General features: G+C 62.9%; 17 protein-coding genes. 3 read left to right on the forward strand and 14 right to left on the reverse strand.

The window, feature by feature from the left end:
- Positions 1–101 precede the first annotated feature (101 nt).
- The 7 genes from ACWUKX_RS25815 to ACWUKX_RS25845 all read right to left on the reverse strand — a co-directional run bounded on the left by ACWUKX_RS25815 (position 102) and on the right by ACWUKX_RS25845 (position 8,132).
- Positions 102–926 carry an alpha/beta fold hydrolase gene (locus tag ACWUKX_RS25815; protein WP_456009611.1) on the reverse strand — a complete coding sequence of 275 codons (825 nt, stop codon included), beginning with the start codon at positions 924–926 and terminating at the stop codon, positions 102–104.
- A 120-nt stretch (positions 927–1,046) separates the two neighbouring features.
- Complete coding sequence (locus ACWUKX_RS25820; protein ID WP_456009612.1) at positions 1,047–2,825, reverse strand: tetratricopeptide repeat protein; 1,779 nt, start codon at positions 2,823–2,825, stop codon at positions 1,047–1,049.
- Between the two features lie 296 nt (positions 2,826–3,121).
- On the reverse strand, positions 3,122–4,861 hold the full coding sequence (gene leuA, locus ACWUKX_RS25825) for a 2-isopropylmalate synthase (RefSeq protein WP_051694970.1): 1,740 nt from the start codon (positions 4,859–4,861) through the stop codon (positions 3,122–3,124).
- Positions 4,862–5,323: 462 nt separating this feature from the next.
- Positions 5,324–6,412, reverse strand: coding sequence for an AbrB family transcriptional regulator (locus ACWUKX_RS25830; RefSeq protein WP_456009613.1), 1,089 nt, complete (start codon positions 6,410–6,412; stop codon positions 5,324–5,326).
- A 57-nt stretch (positions 6,413–6,469) separates the two neighbouring features.
- Complete coding sequence (locus tag ACWUKX_RS25835) at positions 6,470–6,778, reverse strand: putative quinol monooxygenase (protein ID WP_456009614.1); 309 nt, start codon at positions 6,776–6,778, stop codon at positions 6,470–6,472.
- 46 nt (positions 6,779–6,824) lie between these two features.
- Complete coding sequence (locus tag ACWUKX_RS25840) at positions 6,825–7,625, reverse strand: SDR family NAD(P)-dependent oxidoreductase (RefSeq protein WP_456009615.1); 801 nt, start codon at positions 7,623–7,625, stop codon at positions 6,825–6,827.
- A 69-nt stretch (positions 7,626–7,694) separates the two neighbouring features.
- Entirely contained in the window at positions 7,695–8,132 is a 438-nt protein-coding gene (locus ACWUKX_RS25845; protein ID WP_456009644.1) for a DsrE family protein, read from the reverse strand.
- 98 nt (positions 8,133–8,230) lie between these two features.
- Here ACWUKX_RS25845 and ACWUKX_RS25850 point away from each other — a divergent pair, with 98 nt between their 5' ends.
- Positions 8,231–9,310, forward strand: coding sequence for a hypothetical protein (locus ACWUKX_RS25850; RefSeq protein WP_456009616.1), 1,080 nt, complete (start codon positions 8,231–8,233; stop codon positions 9,308–9,310).
- A gap of 27 nt (positions 9,311–9,337) precedes the next feature.
- Here ACWUKX_RS25850 and ACWUKX_RS25855 read toward each other — a convergent pair whose 3' ends face one another.
- From ACWUKX_RS25855 to ACWUKX_RS25875, 5 genes are all read right to left on the reverse strand, one after another.
- The gene (locus tag ACWUKX_RS25855) at positions 9,338–10,267 is read right to left on the reverse strand and encodes a cation diffusion facilitator family transporter (protein WP_456009617.1); all 930 of its coding nucleotides are present in this window, start codon (positions 10,265–10,267) and stop codon (positions 9,338–9,340) included.
- A gap of 28 nt (positions 10,268–10,295) precedes the next feature.
- A complete protein-coding gene (locus ACWUKX_RS25860) occupies positions 10,296–12,485 on the reverse strand; it encodes an anthranilate synthase (protein WP_456009618.1) in 2,190 nt (729 codons plus the stop codon).
- A gap of 261 nt (positions 12,486–12,746) precedes the next feature.
- Positions 12,747–13,820 (reverse strand): peptidase M14, encoded by a 1,074-nt coding sequence (locus ACWUKX_RS25865; protein ID WP_456009619.1) that lies wholly within the window; start codon positions 13,818–13,820, stop codon positions 12,747–12,749.
- Between the two features lie 149 nt (positions 13,821–13,969).
- Complete coding sequence (locus ACWUKX_RS25870) at positions 13,970–15,346, reverse strand: FAD-containing oxidoreductase (RefSeq protein WP_095519227.1); 1,377 nt, start codon at positions 15,344–15,346, stop codon at positions 13,970–13,972.
- On the reverse strand, positions 15,343–15,804 hold the full coding sequence (locus ACWUKX_RS25875) for a membrane protein (RefSeq protein ID WP_029349849.1): 462 nt from the start codon (positions 15,802–15,804) through the stop codon (positions 15,343–15,345). Before ACWUKX_RS25875 ends, ACWUKX_RS25870 begins: the two co-directional genes overlap by 4 nt.
- A 164-nt stretch (positions 15,805–15,968) precedes the next feature.
- Here ACWUKX_RS25875 and ACWUKX_RS25880 point away from each other — a divergent pair, with 164 nt between their 5' ends.
- Positions 15,969–16,526: a sugar O-acetyltransferase gene (locus ACWUKX_RS25880; protein ID WP_456009620.1), complete on the forward strand. Its 558-nt coding sequence runs from the start codon at positions 15,969–15,971 to the stop codon at positions 16,524–16,526.
- 9 nt (positions 16,527–16,535) lie between these two features.
- On the opposite strand, the gene ACWUKX_RS25885 is transcribed toward ACWUKX_RS25880, so the two are convergent.
- The gene (locus ACWUKX_RS25885; RefSeq protein WP_456009622.1) at positions 16,536–17,522 is read right to left on the reverse strand and encodes a helix-turn-helix domain-containing protein; all 987 of its coding nucleotides are present in this window, start codon (positions 17,520–17,522) and stop codon (positions 16,536–16,538) included.
- 129 nt (positions 17,523–17,651) lie between these two features.
- Here ACWUKX_RS25885 and ACWUKX_RS25890 point away from each other — a divergent pair, with 129 nt between their 5' ends.
- Positions 17,652–18,299 (forward strand): cysteine hydrolase family protein, encoded by a 648-nt coding sequence (locus ACWUKX_RS25890; RefSeq protein ID WP_455846676.1) that lies wholly within the window; start codon positions 17,652–17,654, stop codon positions 18,297–18,299.
- 69 nt (positions 18,300–18,368) lie between these two features.
- On the opposite strand, the gene ACWUKX_RS25895 is transcribed toward ACWUKX_RS25890, so the two are convergent.
- Complete coding sequence (locus tag ACWUKX_RS25895; protein ID WP_095519225.1) at positions 18,369–20,048, reverse strand: formate--tetrahydrofolate ligase; 1,680 nt, start codon at positions 20,046–20,048, stop codon at positions 18,369–18,371.
- Positions 20,049–20,099: the final 51 nt, after the last annotated feature.

Below are 20,099 nucleotides of genomic sequence, written 5' to 3' on the forward strand. Positions count from 1 at the left end.
GTTAACACCGAATTAACACAGCCGTTGGCAAAATGCACTTGCGAGATCGATAAGCCGTTAAGCGGCTTACCAGACCAAAAGGCCAGCCCGAAGCCGCACCATCAGTCTTTGGCAGGCAGGGATCGATCCGCCGCGGCGGCGGATTTTGGACGACGCGGCCTGCTGCGGCGTTTCATGTTGCGGCGGACGATCTCGGCGATAAGACCGGGCGCTTCCTCGACCAGCATATGGCCGGCCTCCAATACGTGGTGCAGGTGGAAATGCGCCGGCAGACTATCGGCCTGTGTGAAGGGCAGCACCGCGTCATCTATCCCCCAAACCACCATCACCGGCATATCAAGTGTTTCGAGCCGTTCGCGCGAGATGACGCCCTGCCGATCACCCCTGGTCATAGAGGCCGCGATCTCGACAAGTTTCTGCAACTGGCCGAGACGCGCACGCATTTCGCCAAGCATATCCACGATGCGCTCCGAGGGCAGGCTTTGCGGTCCGGACATGGCGGCCAGGCAGGCGCGAATTTCACTCTTGCCGGCAGCGGCGGCGTAACGGCGCAACAGCGGCCCGTTGATCTCAGTCCCAAAACCGCCCGGCGCCAGAAGCGTCAGCGAGGCTATCCTTTCGGGCTCGGCCAATGCCATCAGCACTGCCGCCGCACCGCCCATCGAATGGCCGACGAGATGCACCCTCCTAATTCTGCGTGCGGCGAGGTCTGCAAGAACGGCCCGAGCGGCCGCCTTGGCCGGGCCACCACCCGGGAAATCGAGGGATAGCCCATGGCCCGGAAGATCATAGGCCAGCGTCCGTGAACCAAGTGCCAGTGTCGAAATCACCTCCTGCCAGTCGCCGTGACAACCGCCGAAGCCATGCAGGAAGACAACCGTCTTCGGGCCGGCGCCCTGTTCGGCAGCGTAAAGGGATGAAATCATGAATTTTATGGTTTTATTGCAATATCAAACAGGACGCGAGATTCCAGATTGTGGCTCGACTGCGCCTTGTCCAAGCCGATGGCCAGTAAGATTTCCGCGATCAGCCGTGCGTTAGAAGCGCTAGCTAGCATTGCCGAGCCCGGCGGCACGCAAGGCCTCGACCAGCCGGTCGATCAGATCGGCGGGGTATCTCCGCTCGACAAAGGTTGCGCGCGGATCTGCAGCGAATTTCGGGAATTTGACAGTCATCTCGTCCGCGAGTTCGTGCGCCAGTTGATTGCGGCCGGTTGCCTTCGCGCCGATCAGCCGCGCAGCCAGATAGTGCGATTTCGTGGGCGTCGCTTGCAACGCATCACTGGCAAGCGCGGCCTTATTCATATCGCCCGCCATGAACTGCCCGACGAAAAGCCCGTAGTCCCACCAGGTCGGATGGGCGCTGGAAGTTTCGGCGGCATGAGCTAGGATCGGTGTTCCCTCCCTATACCTGCCGGCAAAAATCAGCCCATAGGCGTAAGCTGCCGCCATGCTGAGGTCGTAAGGGTTGAGTTCGTAGGCCTTGTGCATCCAGCGGATCGATTCCTCCGAATTGCCGAGGCGGGAATTGAGATAGCCATAGGCACGGTGGGCATAGGGACTGGTCGGCCCCATCTGCACGGCGCGACGGGCAAGCGACATCGCCTGTTCAATCGTTGCGCCGGCCGGATAGGCGTAGTGATCTGTGGCCGCCTCGAGATGCAGGGTCGCGAGCTCCGAATAGACGAGTGACGATTTCGCATCCCGGTTGATCAGGTTTTCGAGACAGCGATAGGCAGCCTCATGGGTTTTGGCGCCCTGATCGAGATAGTATTTGTCGTTGAGCAGCAGACATTCCGTCAGGCCGGTCTGAAGGCCGCTCTGTTCGATGTAGTTGTAGATCGTGCCAGAGGCGGGAACGGCCGAACTCAAAATGCCGGCGACACTATCCTCGACGGTGGAGGGTGTGCTGTCGGCGGCAGTCAAGTTGCGTGACAGCAGGACCCGTCCGGTCGCCACGCTTTGAAGCTCCAGAGTGACATCGCCCGCCGTTGGTCCCGGCAAGACGTCGAATACGAAGCTGATTGCATCGGTGACCGGATCGGGCGGGCCGTCGGCGTCCCGACCGATGAAGTTGACCGTGTCGAAGCCGCTGAGGCCGGCGCGCAGCGATGCCGCGACGCGGGCAGCCTCGGCGCTGTTGGTTTTCACCGCAATGTAGACGAGCGGAAGGCTTTCAATCGGAGCCCATGGCGCAATGCTGCCGGTTGCCACCGCGTTTTCGATCGTCGACGCGGCATCGCTTCCCGCCAGCAATGCGCCGCTTCCCTGGCGAAGGATCAGCACGGCCAGCATGGCGATGACCAGAGCGATCGCCAACCAGAAGAACTGGAGATGGCGCAGCAGCGACGGCGCCGGCTCGCGAACGACAGGGGACATCAACGATACGGCAGGTGCGGCCATGCGGGGTTCTTCGAGCGATCCCGACAAGGTGGCAGCCGCCTCGGTGTGTTCCTTCGGCGCCGGCTCGGCCGGCAGGCGGATCGCGTTGAGTTCATAGGATGGAACATAGCCGCCACGCGGAATGGCGATGCGGATCGGCTCGGCAACGCCCTCGTTGGCGAAGTAATGCTGCAGAAGCTCGCGCAGCCTGCCCGCCTGCACCCGGACCACGGCGTCGGTCGACGGATCGAAATCGCCGTCCTTGCCGAAAACATCCATCGCGATGGAAAAGCCCTTGAGCTTGTCGGCTTCGCCTGCCTGCTCGCGCTCGACCAGATAGCGAAGCAGCTTACGCGCTCGTTCGGATCTCCCGAACGTTTCGCTGGCTAGCAATCGCTCCAACGTCTCGCGCACTGCGGGGGCGGCAGGCGTGGCATGCTGCAAGTGTCGATCCTTTCGAAGTCGGCACAGGTTGAGACGCAATCATATAGAGCCTGCACTGCCATACAAGCATGCATCCATTATGCGATCGCGTACCCCACCGGATAATTTTCCGGTGGTTAATGGCGCGAAGGCCAGAGCAAGAAGATACCATGTGGGTTCATCTTGCTCCAGCGCTGTTAGCTTTCGACAGCTTGTCTAGAGCGGTTCATCTTTGGTAGAACCGACGAACGGCTCTAAGTATTTGTTTTTACGCAATTCCGGACGGAAAACCGCTACACACTTTTCCTGGAATTGCTCTACTCGACCTTTCGGCCGACAATGCGATTGGCGGCGGAAACCACGGCTTCCAGCGAAGCGGCCACGATGTTGGTGTTGATGCCGGCGCCGAACAGCTTGCCGCCCGGATGCTCCATCTCGACATAGGAGATGGCCGAGGCATTCGAGCCGCGCTGCATGGAGTGCTCCGAATAGTCGAGCACCGACATCGGCACGCCGACATGGCGCGACAGCGCGTCGACAAAGCCGTCAATCGGGCCGGTTCCGGAGCCTGAAATCGTCACCTCCTTGCCCCTGTCGAGGATGATCGCCTCCACAGCACGCCGGCCCTTGGTCTCAAGGTCCGGATAGGTGTGGTGGTCGAGGAACTTCAGCCGCGCGCCGGGCTGATCGACATAGGTGTCGAGAAAGCGCTCATAGATGCGCTTGGCCGGCACCTCCTTGCCTTCGGCGTCGGTGATCGCCTGGATCGCTTGACTGAACTCGATCTGCAGGTTGCGCGGCAGGTTGAGGCCGTAGTCCGCCTGCAGCACATAGGCGATGCCGCCCTTGCCGGACTGCGAGTTGATCCGGATGATCGCCTCGTAATTGCGCCCGACATCGGCGGGATCGATCGGCAGATAAGGCACTTCCCAGTACGGCGTGTTGGCCTTGCGCAACGCCTTCATGCCCTTGTTGATGGCATCCTGGTGCGAGCCGGAAAAGGCCGTATAGACGAGCTCGCCGACATAGGGATGGCGCTCGGGGATCTTCAACTGGTTCGAATATTCATAGACGTCCTTCATCCGATTGATGTCGGAGCAGTCGAGCTCGGGATCGACGCCTTGCGTGTACATGTTGAGCGCCAGCGTGACGATGTCGACATTGCCGGTGCGCTCGCCATTGCCGAACAGCGTGCCTTCGACGCGGTCCGCGCCCGCCATCAGACCGAGTTCGGTGGTGGCAACGCCGGTGCCGCGGTCGTTGTGCGGATGCAACGAAATGAGCAGGTTCTCGCGGTTGTCGAGATTGCGGCACATCCATTCGATGCGATCGGCATAGATGTTGGGTGTCGACATCTCGACCGTGGACGGCAGGTTGATGATCAGCTTGTTTTCCGCCGTCGGCTTCACGATTTCGGTGACGGCGTTGCAGATTTCCAGCGCCACTTCAAGCTCGGTGCCGGTAAAGCTCTCCGGCGAATATTCAAAACGATAACCGCCGCCGGCCTTCGCCGCCATGTCGGTGATCATCTTGGCCGCATCGGTGGCGATCCGCCTGATGCCGGCAACGTCCTTCTCGAAGACGACGCGGCGCTGCAATTCGCTGGTCGAATTATAGAAATGCACTATCGGGTTGGTGGCGCCCTGCAGCGCCTCGAAGGTGCGGGTGATCAGTTCCGGCCGGCACTGCACCAGTACCTGCAGCGAGACATCGGCTGAGACATTGCCCTCTTCGATGCACCAGCGGGCGAAATCGAAATCGGTCTGCGAGGCGGACGGGAAGCCGATCTCGATCTCTTTGAAGCCCATGTCGAGGAGCAGGGCGAACATGCGCGCCTTGCGCTCGTGGCCCATCGGGTCGATCAGCGCCTGGTTGCCGTCGCGCAGGTCGACCGAGCACCAGATCGGCGCCTTGTCGATGACCTTCGAAGGCCAAATGCGGTCGGTGAGACCGACCGTCGGGTAGGGTTGGTATTTCCGGGCTGCCTCCGGCATGCCCCGGGCTGCATCCTTGCCCATCTCCCCGCTGTCTGCGCGGATCTCTTCTCGTGCGTTCATTGTCGTCTCTCCCGGCGGCTCGCGGGATCCGCCTTCAGGCGGATTTGGTGCCGAGCGGCGCCTTTACCAGATGTTCATTCGTTTGATGTGACTTGCCAATTTTGAGACTGGCCAAGGAGCATGCGCGTGAGCGGCGGTTCGACCGCCGGGCGCTCCTTCAGCGAACCCGGCGATCGCCGATAAGGCCGAGAAGCAGCAGAGCGGAAGCAAGCGCGCGCACGGTCTCGCCAGCAAAGCCGGTCTGACGGGAAGCGACGGAGGTGGCGCGGTTGATCATGGCGGTTTTCATACAGGAGCAGCCAAAGAGAGGCAAGTGGGGCCGAACGACTGGCGTTTCCTATACCTAACGACGCAGTCCTGTGCGACTTGGGCTGGTCCTTCAGCGGCCGCGAGCAGATTGCGTCGCGCCTGATCCATTTAGGTGACAGCGCCGCAGGTCTTTCTGGAGCCGCAAATTACCCTCTATTCCCTCAGACTTCGCGCCACCAGCCGCGCCACGCTCGGTCCGACCAGCAGCACGACGAGGAAGCGGGCCGATTGCAGCGCCATGACGAAGGAGATGTCGACGTGCTGTGCGGCGGCGGCGATGATGGCGACGCTGTCCATGCCGCCGGGGCTGGTCGCCAGATAGGCGGTCAGCGGATCGATGCCGAGCACATGACTGATCATGAAGCCGAGACCGCCGCAGAAGGCGATGAGGATGATGATCGAACCGACGATCTGCGGCAGCGCCCGCGTCGCGTGCTGCAGAATTGCCCTGGTGAAATTCAGGCCGATGGTCCAGCCGATCATCGTATAGCCGAGGGCAAGCAGCCAAGGCGGCAACTGCATCGGCACGCCTAGTCCGAGATGCACAGCAGTGCCGAAAATGAAGGTGCCGAGGAAGAAGGGTGACGGCAGCCTGAGCAGCTTTCCGATGAGGCTGCCGACGAGCGCCACGCCAAGTGTCCCGGCAAAGGCTGTTGGATCGATCGGCGGGAACCAGATGACGGCCGGGACCTCGATGCCTGATGTGTCGACCCACATCTTTGCAACAAGTGCGGCAGTCACCGAGACGAAGATGACGCGCAGATATTGCATGAAGGCGACGAGGCGCTGATCGGCGCCGAAGGCGCCTGCCATCAGCACCATGGCGGTGGCCGCGCCCGGCGATGAGCCCCAGACGGCGGTGGTGCCGGGCAGGATGCGCCAGCGGCTGATCAGCCAGCCGAGCAGGCTGGACGCCGCAACGGTCGCCACCACGGTGCCGAGGAACAGCGGCCATTCCTTGTAGAAGACCGGAAAGATGTCAGGGGAGATCGAAGCGGCGACAAGGCAGCCAACGATCGCCTGGGCGGCGCCGAACAAAGGGCGCGGCACGCGCACCGTGGCGCCGTTGGTGCCGGCCAGGATCGCCGCCAGCATCGGTCCGATCAGCAGCGCTGCCGGCAAGGCGCCGAATTCAAGCGCGCCGGCAAACAGGATCGAGAAGATCAGCAGTGCCAGCCACTGCCAGACTTTGGGCACCCGCGCCATGCGTTCGACGGTCGGCTGGTCTGGCAGGAAATCCATTTTTCGGTCTTAGCCCCGAAGCGGGGAGATGCGAACCCCCGCGGCGGTGAAAATGCGTCAGCCGGTTTTGACGGCCGGCAGGCCGAAGCCGCCTACTGGCCGGGTCTCGACCTGGAATTCGAAGCCGGCGATGATCGGCCGCGCCTTGGCAATCGCCGCCTGGACTTCCGGCAGTTGCAGCGAAGCCTTGTGGCTTGCCTGGTCGATCCACACTTCGGTCACCCAGATCGCGTCGGCATCGGCCGGATCGGTGGCGATGATGTAGCTCAGGCAGCCAGGCATGGCGCCGGTGCTGGCAAGCAGGACATCCATCATTGAGTCGCGCTGGCCGCGTGTCGCTCGCATCTTGCCGATCAGACCGTACATTGCCGTTTTCTCCGTTGGCTTCCGCGGCAAGTATGCAGGTCGCCGCTCACGGCATCAACTGGCCACCATTCACCTCGATCACCTGGCCGGTGATGTAACCGCTCAACAGAGCGGACGAGAGGAACAGATAGGCGCCGACGCAGTCCTCGGGCGTGCCGGCGCGGCCCTGCGGAATAGTAGCGACCATGCCCTTCATCTGCTCCTCGGTCGAATAGCGCTCATGGAAAGGCGTCGCGATGGTGCCCGGTGCCACCGCGTTGACGCGGATGTTGAAGCCGATCAGTTCCTTGGCCATGCCGCGGGTCACATTGGAGACGAAGGCCTTGGCCGAGCCATAAAGGCCGGCGCCGCCGCCGGCGCCATTGCGCGCCGCAATCGACGAGGTGTTGACGATGAAGCCGCCCTGGCGCTTCAGCCATGGCATCGCCTTGCGCGAGGCGGTCAGCACGGAGCGGGCGTTGAGGTCCATCACCGCGTCGTAATGCGCCTCGGTTTGCTCGGCATAGGGTACGCGCCCAAGCATGCCGCCGGCATTGTTGACCAGGCCATCGAGCCGGCCGAAGTGTTGCGCGCTGTCCTCGACGACGCGCTCGACATCGGCGGAGATCGAGAAATCGCCCTGGATCAGGAATACCTCGCCGCCTCCGTTGCGGATGGTCCCGGCCAGGTTTTCGGCAGCTGCCCGACTGGAATTGTAATGCAGTGCGACGCGGCATTTCTGCGCGGCGTAGGCCAGTGCAAGTGCCGCCCCGATGCCGGTCGAAGCGCCGGTGATCAGCACCGCCTTGCCGGCGAGGTCGGGGATGACCAGGGTGGGGGTGACAATGGCGGTTATGGTGGATGGCACGTCTATTCCTCCGGGACTCTCCCACCCTTCGTAGGGCTTCGCCGCCCTCATGTTCAAGTCAGTAGCGGTTCAGGGCCGCAAATAGGCGTAGCCCTGGCGCTGCAATTCGGCGAGCTTGACGACACCGCCGGTCTCGGCGGCATGAAAGCCGTCGAGCAGATCGGTGAGCGCAACATCCATGCCATGCATGGTGTTGGCGCAAGCATGTGAGGTCAGCCCGTCGCGGACCAGGCCGGAAAAACGGCTGGAAATGGCAGCTGATGCGCTCTTCGACTTGAAAGCGGCGAGTGCCGGGCCATGCACGACCAGCACGATGTCGACCTTGCCGCCGGTGCCCTCATAATGGTTCTTGATATTGCCCAAAACGAACCCGACCTTGTCGAGGTCGCTGAGGTGATAGGCGACCTTCTGCCTTTCCTCTTCCACGGCCGCTGCCTTGACGGGGCGCAGCCCGAAAAGGCCGGCGGATCCGGCAAGGCTCAAGCCGAAAATATCGCGGCGTCGCATCATGTCGTTCTCCAGAATGCCGTCCTCGCAAATTGCGTGGCTTCGGCCTCGATCCTAGCATAAATTGAAGTCACGTCCTGTCGGGCGAGGAGGGGCAGATGACATCGAATACCATTGTGGCCGCCGGACTTGGTGTCGCCTTGCTTGCCGCTGTTGCCGGCACCGCCCTTGCCGAGGATACGCCTAAGCTCACCGAACTCAGCCCGGACGGCAAGGATGCCTGTTTCGGGCGTGTCTATGATGCCGGGCATCTCAAGGTACATCCGAACCAGAAGGTGGGACGGATTTTCTTCTACTACGGCAGCGATCCGGTCAGCCATCCCAACGAGGAGCCGAGCAGCGGTCCGTCCGGCTACAACGGCTTCATGGCGACGACGGTGCGCGGCGCCAAGAAACCCGAGTGGGTTGGCGGTTGGTGCGGCAAGGATGATCCGCAGTCGAGCGAGCTTCATTGCGGCATGGAATGCGACCGCACCATGGCCTTACTGAACGTTGATGAAAAAGGCCGGCTGATCGTCTCCGGCGTGCATCGCAACCTTTATCTCGATGCTGGCGCCGAGGATGAGCTGGGTGAAAAGGAATACGCCAAGCAGGCACTCGGCACAGAAGACGACGGCTTTCGGCTCGACCGTATGCCGACGCAGACCTGCAAGGCCGAATTCGCGCGCATCGATCCGGTCGATCCGGCGCTGGGAGCACCGCTGCGTGAGCGGCTGAAACCGGACCAGCCGTTCTGCTACGGGCGCGACTACGATGCCGCGCATCTCGACTCGCATCCCGATCAGCTTACCCACACCATCAGGGTTTTCCGGGGCCCGATCGAGCTGGCCTCCTTCGCCAAGGGCGGCGATCCGGCAAGCTGGCCAAGCGGCGGCGACATAGCTGTTTCCGTAACCACGCGTCGGAACGCCGCCGAGGTCACGCAGAGCTACAGTTGTGACGGCGAAGCGGACCAGTGGCGCTGTGTCGCGAGCGGAAAGACGAGCGACTTTTCCTGCGACATCGCGGCCAAGGAGATTTATCTGCGCCGCGGCGCCAACGGCACGATGATGCTGGCCAATCCCAACAGCAGCCTGCCGATCATCGACCTATGCTCGAAGACGGCCGAAGGCGAGACCGCATCCGACGACAAGGTCTACCGGCTGGAGCCGATGCCGCAATCCGCCTGCACGCCTTGAGAAGTTTTGAGGGCCTACAGAACCGCCTCACGCGAACGGCACGGCCGTCGTGCCCTTGGGCAGCTTTGCCTCGTCGTCGGGCTCGACATGAATGGTGACGCGCACCGAGGGGATCTCGGCCTTCAGCGCATCCTCGATGCGGTCGCAAATGACGTGACTGGCGCCCACCGACATATCGGCATCGACGACCAGGTGGAACTCGATGAACGTGGCGCGGCCGGCAATCCGCGTCTTCAGATCGTGGACTTCCATTGCGCCCTTGCAATTGGCCGAAATGACGTCGCGGATGTGCATGTGCTCCTGTGTATCGACGGCGCGGTCCATGAGCCCGTTCATCGACGAGCCGATGACGTGCCAGCCCTGCCACAGGATGTTCAGCGCGACGATGACGGCAAGAGCGGGATCGAGGACTTGCCAGCCGGTGAGCACGGCACCGACCAGACCAATGAACACGCCGACGGAGGTCGCCACGTCGGTCATGATGTGCCTGCCGTCGGCAACCAGTGCCGGCGACTTCTCGGCACGGCCGGCACGGAACAGCGTTAAGGCCCAGAAGGCGTTGATCACTGTCGCGACACCGTTGATGGCGAGGCCGGTCCAGGGCTGTTCGAGTGGGGCGGGATGCCGCAAGGACCACCACACTTCGTTGAGGATCAGCAGGGCTGCCAAAACGATCAGCACACCTTCCAGCACGGCCGAGAAATACTCGGCCTTGTGATGGCCGAATGGATGATCCTGGTCGGCCGGCTTGTAGCTGACCTGGATCGCCCAGTAGGCTGCGGCCGAGGCAATGACGTTGACGATCGATTCCAGCGCGTCCGAATACAGCGCCACGGAACCGGTGACGTGCCAGGCCGCCAGCTTCAGGCCGAGCACGACGAAAGCGACGACTATCGACCAGAAGGCGAGGCTGGCGACCTTGCGCTTGGCGGCGGTTTTCGGATCGATAGCGGTCATTGATTGCTTCCGGCCGCCGAAACCGGAGCTAAGCCGCCTTTTCCTTGGCCTTGCGCGGCAGATGCGCAACGATGTTCTCGATGATGCGCATGCCGGCATTGTGTCCGAGAGTCATGATCGATTCCGGGTGGAACTGCACCGCAGCGATCGGCTCCTTGCTGTGCTCGAAGGCCATGATGACGCCTTCTTCCGTCTCGGCCGTGACGACGAAACCATCGGGCAACCGCACCGGATCGGCGAAGATCGAGTGATAGCGGCCGACCGTCACCTCCTTGGGCAGGCCGGAAAAGATGATGCCCGGCTTCGACACGCGGATGCGCGACGGTTTGCCATGCATTGGCACGTGCAGCTGCCGCAGCTCTCCGCCATAGGCCTCGGCCAACGCCTGCAGGCCGAGGCAGACGCCGAAGATCGGCAGGTCGCGCGCGCGGGCCCGTTTGATGGTGGCGGCGCAGTCGAAGTCCTTCGGCGTGCCGGGACCGGGCGACAGCACGACCAGGTTGGGTTTCAGCCGGTCGAAGACCTCGTCCGGCACAGGTGTGCGCACAGTCGATACATTGGCGCCGGTCTGGCGAAAATAGTTGGCCAGCGTGTGGACGAAGGAGTCCTCGTGGTCGACCAGCAGGATGTTGACGCCGTCGCCGACGCGCGCGGTGGCGCGTTCGGTGTCGGCGGCATTGCCTGACTTGGCGTCGCGGATGGCGGAGATCATGGCGGATGCCTTCAATTCGGTTTCGGCTTCTTCTTCCTCGGGAATGCTGTCGAAGAGCAGCGTGGCGCCGGCGCGCACCTCGGCGATGCCATCCTTGATGCGGATGGTGCGAAGCGTCATGCCGGTGTTCATGTCACCGTTGAAATTGACCATGCCGATCGCCCCGCCATACCAGGCGCGCGGGCTCTTCTCGTTCTGCTCGATGAAGCGCATCGCCCATAATTTCGGCGCGCCGGTGACGGTGACCGCCCAGGCATGCGACAAGAACGCGTCGAAGGCGTCCATGCCTTCGCGCAGCCGCCCCTCGATGTGATCGACGGTGTGGATCAGCCGCGAATACATCTCGATCTGGCGGCGGCCGATGACGCGCACCGAGCCTGGGTCGCAAACCCGCGACTTATCGTTGCGGTCGACGTCCGAGCACATGGTCAGCTCGGATTCGTCCTTCTTCGAATTGAGCAATTTCAGGATCTGCTCCGAATCGGAAATGGCGTCGTCGCCGCGCTTGATCGTGCCGGAGATCGGGCAGGTCTCGACACGGCGGCCGTTGACGCGCACGAACATTTCGGGCGAAGCGCCGATCAGGTATTCGCCTTCGCCGAGATTGATGAAGAAGGAATAGGGCGACGGGTTGATGGTCTTCAGCTTGCGTGAAATGTCGGAAGGCGGTGTCTCGCAGCGCTCGTAGAACATCTGGCCGGGCACCACCTCGAACAGGTCGCCGCGTTTGAAGCTCTCCATCGCCTTGCGCACCAGATTGGCATATTCGCCCGGCTCATGGTCGCCGCGCGGCGGAATGCGGTCGGCGGTCTTGAACGGCTCGACGATCTCGTCGCGGGGCAATCCCTCCGTCGAAAACTCGTCGCCGGAATAGTCGTAGCGGTCGGTCCAGGCCTTGGTCGAATAGTGGTCGACGACCAGGATCTCGTCGGGCAGGAACAGCACAAGGTCGCGCTGGCTTTGCTGGCGCTCAAGCTTGTAGTCGACCGGATCGAACTGGAAGGCGAGATCATAGCCGAAGGCGCCGTAGAGGCCGAGATTGGCGTCTTCCTCCGTTTTGAACAGAGCGGTGATGGCGCGCAGCACGGTGAAAACGGAGGGAACGCGGCTGCGTTCTTCTTCAGTGAAGACACGGCCGGGCTTGGCTACATCAAGGCGGATGAGTTTTTTCGAGGTCTCGGCGATCGTCACGTCGTCAAGCCCGCCGAGTGCCTTGCCGATCACCGGCAGAAGCACCTCGCCACGGCTGTTCAGCGCCTCGATGCGCATGGCGCGGCCGCGCGCCGAGATCACCAGCGGCGGGTCGATGATGGCGGTGTCCCAGCGCGTATAGCGGCCCGGGTATTCGTAATTGGAGGAAAACACGGCGCCACGGCGTGAATTCAGCCCGTCGATATAGCCGTCGATCGCGCCTTCATAAGGCCGGTCATGGCGCTCGCGGGTAATCGTCACGCCACCCGCCGTGACGAAGCGCTCCGCCCCGTTCTCCAGAATTTTCGTCGTCATTGCCGTCTCCATCAGCGTCTTGGGTATATCAGCGTCTTGGGGCAACGGACCCGGGGCATGGCTTGAAAAAACAAATGGCCGCCCGGACATTCCGTTGCGGCCACCTTCTATTTTCACGCGCACGCGTTCGAACAGGCCGCTGTCAGCGAGCCCACCACCAAACGGTCTTGATCGAGCGCATGTTCATGGCGATTCCAATAGCGGCGATTGAACGGCCACGCAACTGGATTCAATGAAGCGCTTGGCGAAGGGCATAGGCCCTCAATCCTCCAGCGTCCCCGACCTTGCGTCGGCGCTCTTCCTGTCGCCGACCAGCTTCAGCAGGTCTTCGCCGGCACGGATGATGCGCCGGGAACGCCGTGTCAGGATGATGCCCGACTGCGGTGCGAACACTTGCGTGCGGCCGTCGGGCTCACCTGGCGCATGGACGATGGTGGCAAGCAGTGCGCCTTTTGCCACACGGTCGCCGAGCTTCACCTCGTAAAGGACCGCGCCCGCTCGGGGCGCCGGCATCATGTCGATGTTTTCGAGCGGTGCGACAATGCCGGTGAAAAAATTAGGCCCGGCAAGGCCGCCGGGCTCGGGCAGGGTCTGATCCACGATCACGCCGCGTGCCACGAGCAGCCGATAGAGCCCTTCGGCATCTGAGGCGGCCAGAGCGCCATCGACATCGAGTATGCCGCGATATTCGACCGTGGTGGCGACGCGTCGATCGAGGCGCGCGACGTCGGCGGGAACGTTCTGGTACGGCATGATCGAGGCGCCCTCGAAGGTGCCGTCGGTGTCCTCATCCCACAGCACCACCGCGTCGACGCCCATGGCGGCCGCGCAATCCGCCATCGCCGGCCACAGGCTGGTGTGGACATAGAGGTAGGCGAGGCCCTCGTCGTCGCAATGCAGGTCGAGCACGATGTCGTGGCCGATGGAAAGCTGCAGCAGCCGGGTCTTCAGCCGCTGGTCGACGGTGCCACGCGTCGTGTTCGGCAGGAGTGAGATGTCGGGCGCGGCCAGCAGCGGAAAGCCGCGGTTGAAGTTGTTGCGGGTGCCCAGATGGAAGCGGCCCTGATGCTCGCCGAAATGATACTGGGCGCGGCCAATCGGGTTGGCTTGGGGTACGACGGTGATATTGCCCTTGATGCGGCCTTCCGCTTCGGCTTTTTCAAGCATCGGCATCAGCGCGTCGATGGTGACGACGCCCGGCAGTTCGCCGGCATGCAGCGCTGCCTGCAGATAGGCCGAAGATGCCGATTTGTCCGCTCCCTCGAAGCGGAACACCGGGAATTCATAGGAAACGCCCTCGCTGTCGCCGGCGATGCGCTCGATCGATTTTTGCATGATATTCCTCCAAGAAAGAGGCCGAACACATGCCCTTTCGCCGATACGCTGTCGATTGGTCCAGCTTTTCGCGCTATGGGCGCAAGACTCTCTCGGCCGGCTCCCGAAGGGGTGCGGTGGACACTACTGGTTCCAAACGCCTGCCCGGCCTATGCCAGCGGCTTCAATTCCTGGGCAATGGTGGGCAGAAGTTCCGAGACATTGGGGTGGATATGGGTTGCCCGCGCGAGCGTGCTGACCGGCGCCTTGGCGTACATCAGATCGAGCACGCAGTGTATCGCCTCGTCGCCGCCGGGGCCGAGCACCGAACAGCCGAGGATTTCTTTGGTGCCGGCGTCGACCAGGATCCTCATGAAACCTTGCGTCTCGCCTTTCTCGACGGCGCGGCCGACGCGGGTCATCGGCCGCTGGCCGACCAGCGCGCGACGCCCGGACTTTCTTACCGCTGTCTCCGTCATGCCACAGCGGCCGAGCGGCGGATCGGTATAGAGCGCATAGGCCTCGATGCGGTCGCTCACCTTGCGCGGATCGTTGTCGAGCAGATTGGCGGCGACGATCTCGTAGTCATTGTAGGAGGTGTGGGTGAAGGCGCCTTTGCCGTTGCAGTCACCCATCGCCCAGATGCCGGGCACGCTGGTGCGCAACTGGTCGTCAACGACAATGAAGCCGCGTTTGTCGACCTCGACGCCGGCTCTGTCGAGGCCGAGATCGTCGGTGTTGGGCGTTCGGCCCAGCGCCAGCAGCACATGCGAGCCGACCGCCGGCGCCTTGTCGGCGGAGAAGGTCACGGCAATTTCGTTGCCCTTTCTGGCGAAGCCGATGTCATCGGCGCCGAGATGGACCGTGATGTCTTCGTTTTCGAAGATGGACAGGATGGCGGCTGAGACATCCTCATCCTCGCGGCCGATCAACCGCGGGCTCTTTTCGATCACCGTGACCTCTGATCCGAAACGGCGGAACATCTGCGCGAATTCGAGCGAGACGTAGCTGCCGCCGACGACGACGAGATGGCGCGGCAACTCGTCGAGATCCATCATCGACGAATTGGTCAGGTACGAAATGTCGTTGACACCGGGCAGGTCGGGCACCGAGGCGCGGCCGCCGGTGTTGAGGAATATCTTCTCGGCGCTCAGCAGGTCGTCGCCGACACGCACGGAATTGGCCGATTCGAAGCGCGCATGGCCGCGATAAAGCGTGCATTTGTCCATGCCGGCGATCCAGCTTTCGAGGTTGCCTCGGGCGTCGTTCGACACCTTGTCCTTGCGCGCCTTGATCGCCTTGTAGTCGACGCCGACCGGGCCGGAGAGCGTCACGCCGTAGTCGGCGGCGCGGCGGGCAAGATGCGCGGCATAGGCGCTTGCCACCATGGCCTTGGTCGGCATGCAGCCGGTATTGACGCAGGTGCCGCCAACCAGTTTTCGCTCGATCAGCGCCACGCTCATGCCGGCCGCCGTCAGCCGGCCGGCGAGCGACGGGCCGGCCTGTCCGGCGCCGATGATGATGGCGTCGAATGTCTTTGCCGTCATGCCACCGCCGCCACGATCAGCAGGCCACCGATGATCGCCACCGCGTCCTCGATAAGGGCGGCTGGCAGGTCCTTGCCGAAAGCGATCGCCAGGCGTTTGCGCAGCTCGGCGCCGCCCAGCGTGCCGATCACCGCGCCGATGGCACCGGCGATCAGGCCGCCGATCGTGGCGCCGCCGGTCGCGCCGATCACTGCGCCGGTGAAGGCGCCCATGACGATGCGTGCGCCGAACTGCTGTGGGACCTTGCGGCTCGGGGTCGACGGCAGCTGGTCGGTGACGAGCTCGGCGACGGCCAGGATGGTGAAGATGCCGACGGTGATCCAATGGCCCATGAAACCAGCCCAGGTTACGGCGACCGGCAGCCAGCCGAGATAAGCGCCCCAGGCGACGGCGGCGGGCGCGGTCATGGCGCGAAGGCCGGCAACGACGCCGATCAGAAGTGCAAGGATGTACAGCATGATTGATCCCCCTCGATCACACGGCATGGGATGGCCCAGCCGGGGCAGGCTAGCATAGGATCGGCATTTGACCAGAGGCCTGCGATCTCTGCGTTACCCGTTTTTTTATGGACTGTGCCTTGACACCACGTTGAAACAGCAGGGTAAGACAGGAGGGCATCGCCTTGAACGGAAGCGAGCGCATAAAAATGGCCGCGGGCGAGTGGTATGCTTGCCTCGACTCAGAGCTGGAGGCGCTGCGCATCCTTGCTCGCGACGCGGTGTTCGAACACAACAGCTTGCCGCCCCGGCAACGTGGCGACGTCGGACCTGCCTTGAAGTCGCTGCTCGGCGCTGCGAGCGAGCGCGCCCGGATCGAAGCGCCGTTCCACTGCGCCTACGGCTTCAACATCTTTCTCGGCGACGGCGTCTTCCTCAATGCCGGCTGCATCATCCTCGATACGGCGCCAGTCCGCATCGGCAAGGGAACGCTACTCGGCCCCAACGTGCAGATCTACTGCGCCGAGCATCACAAAGAGGCAGCGGGGCGACAGGCCGGGCTGGAGATCGCCAAGCCGGTCGAGATCGGCGACAATGCCTGGATCGGCGGCAGTGCGGTCATCCTCGCTGGGATCAGCATCGGCGCTGGCGCTATTGTCGGAGCGGGTGCTGTGGTGACGCGCAATGTGCCGCCAAACACCACGGTTGTGGGCAACCCGGCGCGGCCGGTCAGGCGCGGCTGAGCATCCGGATCAACGCGAGGCGGCGTGCGCGTCCTGATCAGCGCTCTTCGAGAATTCGCGACGGTACTGCGCGGGCGAGGTCCTGAGCCGTGCCGCGAAGTGCTGGCGCAGCGATGTGGCGCTACCGAACCCGGCCTCGAAGGCAACCGTGTCCATCGATTTTTCCGTTGCTTCCAGCAGCCGCTGCGCCAGCGCGACGCGCTGATCGATCAGCCAGTCGCCGAAACTGGTGCCGATCGTTTTCTGGAAGCGGCGCGTGAACGTCCGGCGGGTGAGACCGGCGGCGTCGGCGACGCTGTCCAGACTGTGCAGATCGCCAAGCGTTTTGCGCACCGTGTCGAGGGCCTGTGTGAAGCGATCCGCGTTGCCGGTCCTGGCGATCGGACGTTCTATGAACTGCGCCTGCCCACCTTGCCGATGGGGAGAAAGCACGATCTGCCGGGCAAGTCGAAGAGCCGCCTCGGCGCCGTAGCGGGCTCGCACGATGTGGAGACAGCAGTCAAGCCCGGCGGCGACGCCGGCAGATGTCATGACATCGCCATTGTCGATGTAGAGCACGTCCGGATCGACGATCATGTCGGGATAAAGCGCCTGCAGCTGCCCGGTATAGGCCCAGTGCGTCGCGGCTCGCCGCCCCGAAAGCAGTCCGGTCGCCGCAACAGCGAAGGTGCCGAGGCACAGTCCGACAATCAATGCGCCGTTGCGGTGCGCTCGCAGCAGCGCCTCTACCAGAACCGCAGGTGGCGGATTTTCGAGATCTCGCCAGCTTGGGACGATGACGATGTCCGCGCCATCGAGGCTGCCAAGCCCTTGCGGCGCAGTCACGGTCAATCCTGCTTCGGTATGGATAGGCCCGCTTTCGATTGCACAGATGCGGAAGTCGAAGCGCGGCAGGCCGAGCGCGGCGCGGTCTTCGCCGAATACAAGGCACGGCACGGAAAGGTGGAACGGACTGATGCCATCGAAGGCGATGGCGGCAACGATCGGATCGACCATCCTGAGCACCAATAAGGGTTAGATCCGAATTGTCCCAATCCTTTTGAATAATGTCAATTGGGACACTTTTGCAATCCGGCAGCAGGCGTATCCTCGACCAATCAAAGCCAAACGGGAAAGGAAAGCTCAGTGTCTGAACCAGTCAAAGGCAAGGCGCCACGCCGCGCCCTCATCGTCGTCGACATCCAGAACGACTATGATGGCGGCAACCTGGCCATCCAATATCCGCCGTTTCGCGACAGCGTCGTCAACGCAGCACGAGCGATGGACGCAGCCGCCGAGGCAGGCGTCAAGGTCGTGGTCATCAAGCAGCTGGCGCCCGAAACCTCGCCGATTTTCGCCAAAGGGAGCCACGGCGCCGAATTGCATCCCGAGATATCAAGGCGTAGCCGCGATCATTACGTCGAAAAGACCTTGCCGAGCGCCTTCACCGGTACGGACCTCGAGGACTGGTTGCGCGCCAACGCCATCGATACGATCACCGTCGTTGGCTACATGACGCATAATTGCGATCTCTCGACCGTTATCCACGCAGTCCATATGGGTTTTGCGGTGGAGTTCCTGTCCGACGCCACCGGCTCGGTGCCCTATGCCAACAGCGCCGGCTATGCTTCGGCCGAGGACATCCACCGCGTGGTGACTATCATACTGCAGTCGCGCTTCGCTGCCGTTCTCAAGACCGCCGAATGGATCGACTGTCTGAAGACCGGCACGCTGCCCGAACGCGACACGATCCACGCTTCCAACCAGCGCGCGCTGGCACGGAACGCCGCTTAGAAGTCTGTCGTGGATAAGCAAAAGGCGCCGCCGCGATGCGGCGCCTTTATCATTCCGGCCTTCAAAATCTCAGAACAGACCTTCGATCTGGCCCATTTCGTTCAGGAAGATCTTCTCCGAGGACGGCGCCTTGGGCAAGCCAGGCATGGTCATGACCTCGCCGCAGATGACGACGATGAAGCCGGCGCCGGCAGATAGCCTGACCTCGCGCACCGGCACGGTGTGGCCGGTCGGCGCGCCGCGCAGGTTCGGGTCGGTCGAGAACGAGTACTGCGTCTTGGCCATGCAGACCGGCAGGTGTCCGTAGCCGGCGTGCTCCCAGGCGTGGAGCTGGTCGCGCACCGATTTGTCGGCGATCGCTTCGGAACCGCGATAGATGCGCTGGACGATGGTGTTGATCTTCTCGAACAGCGGCATCGCGTCGGGATAGAGCGGCGCAAACTGCGAGGAGCCGGATTCGGCCAGCGCCACCACCTTGTTGGCGAGTTCCTCGATGCCGGCCGAGCCGTGGGCCCAGTGCTTGCACAGGATCGCCTCTTCGCCCATCGAGGCGACGTAGTCCTTCATCGCCCTGATTTCAGCGTCGGTGTCGGAATAGAAATGGTTGATGGCGACCACGGCCGGCACGCCGAACTGCCTGATATTCTCGATGTGACGGCCGAGATTGGCGCAGCCCTTCTTGACCGCCTCGACGTTTTCCTTGCCGAGGTCTTCCTTCTTGACGCCGCCGTTCATCTTCATGGCGCGCACGGTGGCGACGATAACCGTGGCCGCGGGCTTCAGGCCGGCCTTGCGGCACTTGATGTCGAAGAACTTTTCCGCACCGAGATCGGCGCCAAAACCGGCTTCGGTGACGACATAATCGGCGAGCTTCAGCGCCGTCGTGGTGGCGACGACCGAGTTGCAGCCATGCGCGATGTTGGCGAAGGGGCCGCCATGGACGAAGGCCGGGTTGTTCTCCAGCGTCTGAACGAGGTTGGGCTGCATGGCGTCCTTGAGCAACACGGCCATGGCGCCGTCGGCCTTGAGGTCGCGGGCGTAGACGGCCGACTTGTCTCGGCGATAGGCGACGATGATGTCGCCGAGGCGCTTTTCCAGGTCCTTCAGGTCGGTGGCAAGGCACAGGATCGCCATGACTTCCGAGGCGACGGTGATGTCGAAGCCCCCCTCGCGCGGAAAGCCGTTGGCGACGCCGCCGAGCGAGCAGATGATCTCGCGCAGTGCGCGGTCGTTCATGTCCATGACGCGGCGCCAGACGACGCGGCGGATGTCGATGCCGAGCTCGTTGCCCCAGTAGATATGGTTGTCGATCAGCGCCGAAAGCAGATTATGCGCCGTGGTGATGGCATGGAAATCGCCGGTGAAGTGGAGGTTCATATCCTCCATCGGCACGACCTGCGCATAGCCGCCGCCGGCAGCACCGCCCTTGACGCCGAAATTCGGCCCGAGCGAGGCCTCTCGGATGCAGACGATGGCCTTCTTGCCAATGCGGTTGAGACCGTCACCGAGGCCCACCGTCGTTGTCGTCTTGCCTTCGCCGGCCGGCGTTGGGTTGATGGCGGTAACGAGGATCAGCCTGCCGTCCTTGTTTGTCTTCACCGACTTGATGAACTCGGCCGAGATCTTCGCCTTGTCGTGGCCGTAAGGCAAAAGGTGCTCGCTTGGAATGCCGATCTTCTGGCCGATAGCCTGGATCTGCTTCTTGTCGGCGGCGCGCGCGATCTCGATGTCGGACTTCACTTCGGCCATGGCGGCTTTCCTCTGGATTGGACGGTGGAGGGGACGGGTTTGATCAGTGTG

This window comes from Mesorhizobium sp. f-mel, assembly GCF_053850215.1.

What these genes read in the sequence shown, in the direction of transcription:
- ACWUKX_RS25830 (WP_456009613.1), bottom strand. Translation starts at nt 6,412, where the DNA reads ATGGATTTCCTGCCAGACCAGCCGACCGTCGAACGCATGGCGCGGGTG.
- ACWUKX_RS25845 (WP_456009644.1), bottom strand. Translation starts at nt 8,132, where the DNA reads ATGCGACGCCGCGATATTTTCGGCTTGAGCCTTGCCGGATCCGCCGGC.
- ACWUKX_RS25865 (WP_456009619.1), bottom strand. Translation starts at nt 13,820, where the DNA reads ATGCAAAAATCGATCGAGCGCATCGCCGGCGACAGCGAGGGCGTTTCC.
- ACWUKX_RS25860 (WP_456009618.1), bottom strand. Translation starts at nt 12,485, where the DNA reads ATGACGACGAAAATTCTGGAGAACGGGGCGGAGCGCTTCGTCACGGCG.
- leuA (WP_051694970.1), bottom strand. Translation starts at nt 4,861, where the DNA reads ATGAACGCACGAGAAGAGATCCGCGCAGACAGCGGGGAGATGGGCAAG.
- ACWUKX_RS25855 (WP_456009617.1), bottom strand. Translation starts at nt 10,267, where the DNA reads ATGACCGCTATCGATCCGAAAACCGCCGCCAAGCGCAAGGTCGCCAGC.
- ACWUKX_RS25885 (WP_456009622.1), bottom strand. Translation starts at nt 17,522, where the DNA reads ATGGTCGATCCGATCGTTGCCGCCATCGCCTTCGATGGCATCAGTCCG.
- ACWUKX_RS25835 (WP_456009614.1), bottom strand. Translation starts at nt 6,778, where the DNA reads ATGTACGGTCTGATCGGCAAGATGCGAGCGACACGCGGCCAGCGCGAC.
- ACWUKX_RS25875 (WP_029349849.1), bottom strand. Translation starts at nt 15,804, where the DNA reads ATGCTGTACATCCTTGCACTTCTGATCGGCGTCGTTGCCGGCCTTCGC.
- ACWUKX_RS25850 (WP_456009616.1), top strand. Translation starts at nt 8,231, where the DNA reads ATGACATCGAATACCATTGTGGCCGCCGGACTTGGTGTCGCCTTGCTT.
- ACWUKX_RS25895 (WP_095519225.1), bottom strand. Translation starts at nt 20,048, where the DNA reads ATGGCCGAAGTGAAGTCCGACATCGAGATCGCGCGCGCCGCCGACAAG.
- ACWUKX_RS25815 (WP_456009611.1), bottom strand. Translation starts at nt 926, where the DNA reads ATGATTTCATCCCTTTACGCTGCCGAACAGGGCGCCGGCCCGAAGACG.
- ACWUKX_RS25870 (WP_095519227.1), bottom strand. Translation starts at nt 15,346, where the DNA reads ATGACGGCAAAGACATTCGACGCCATCATCATCGGCGCCGGACAGGCC.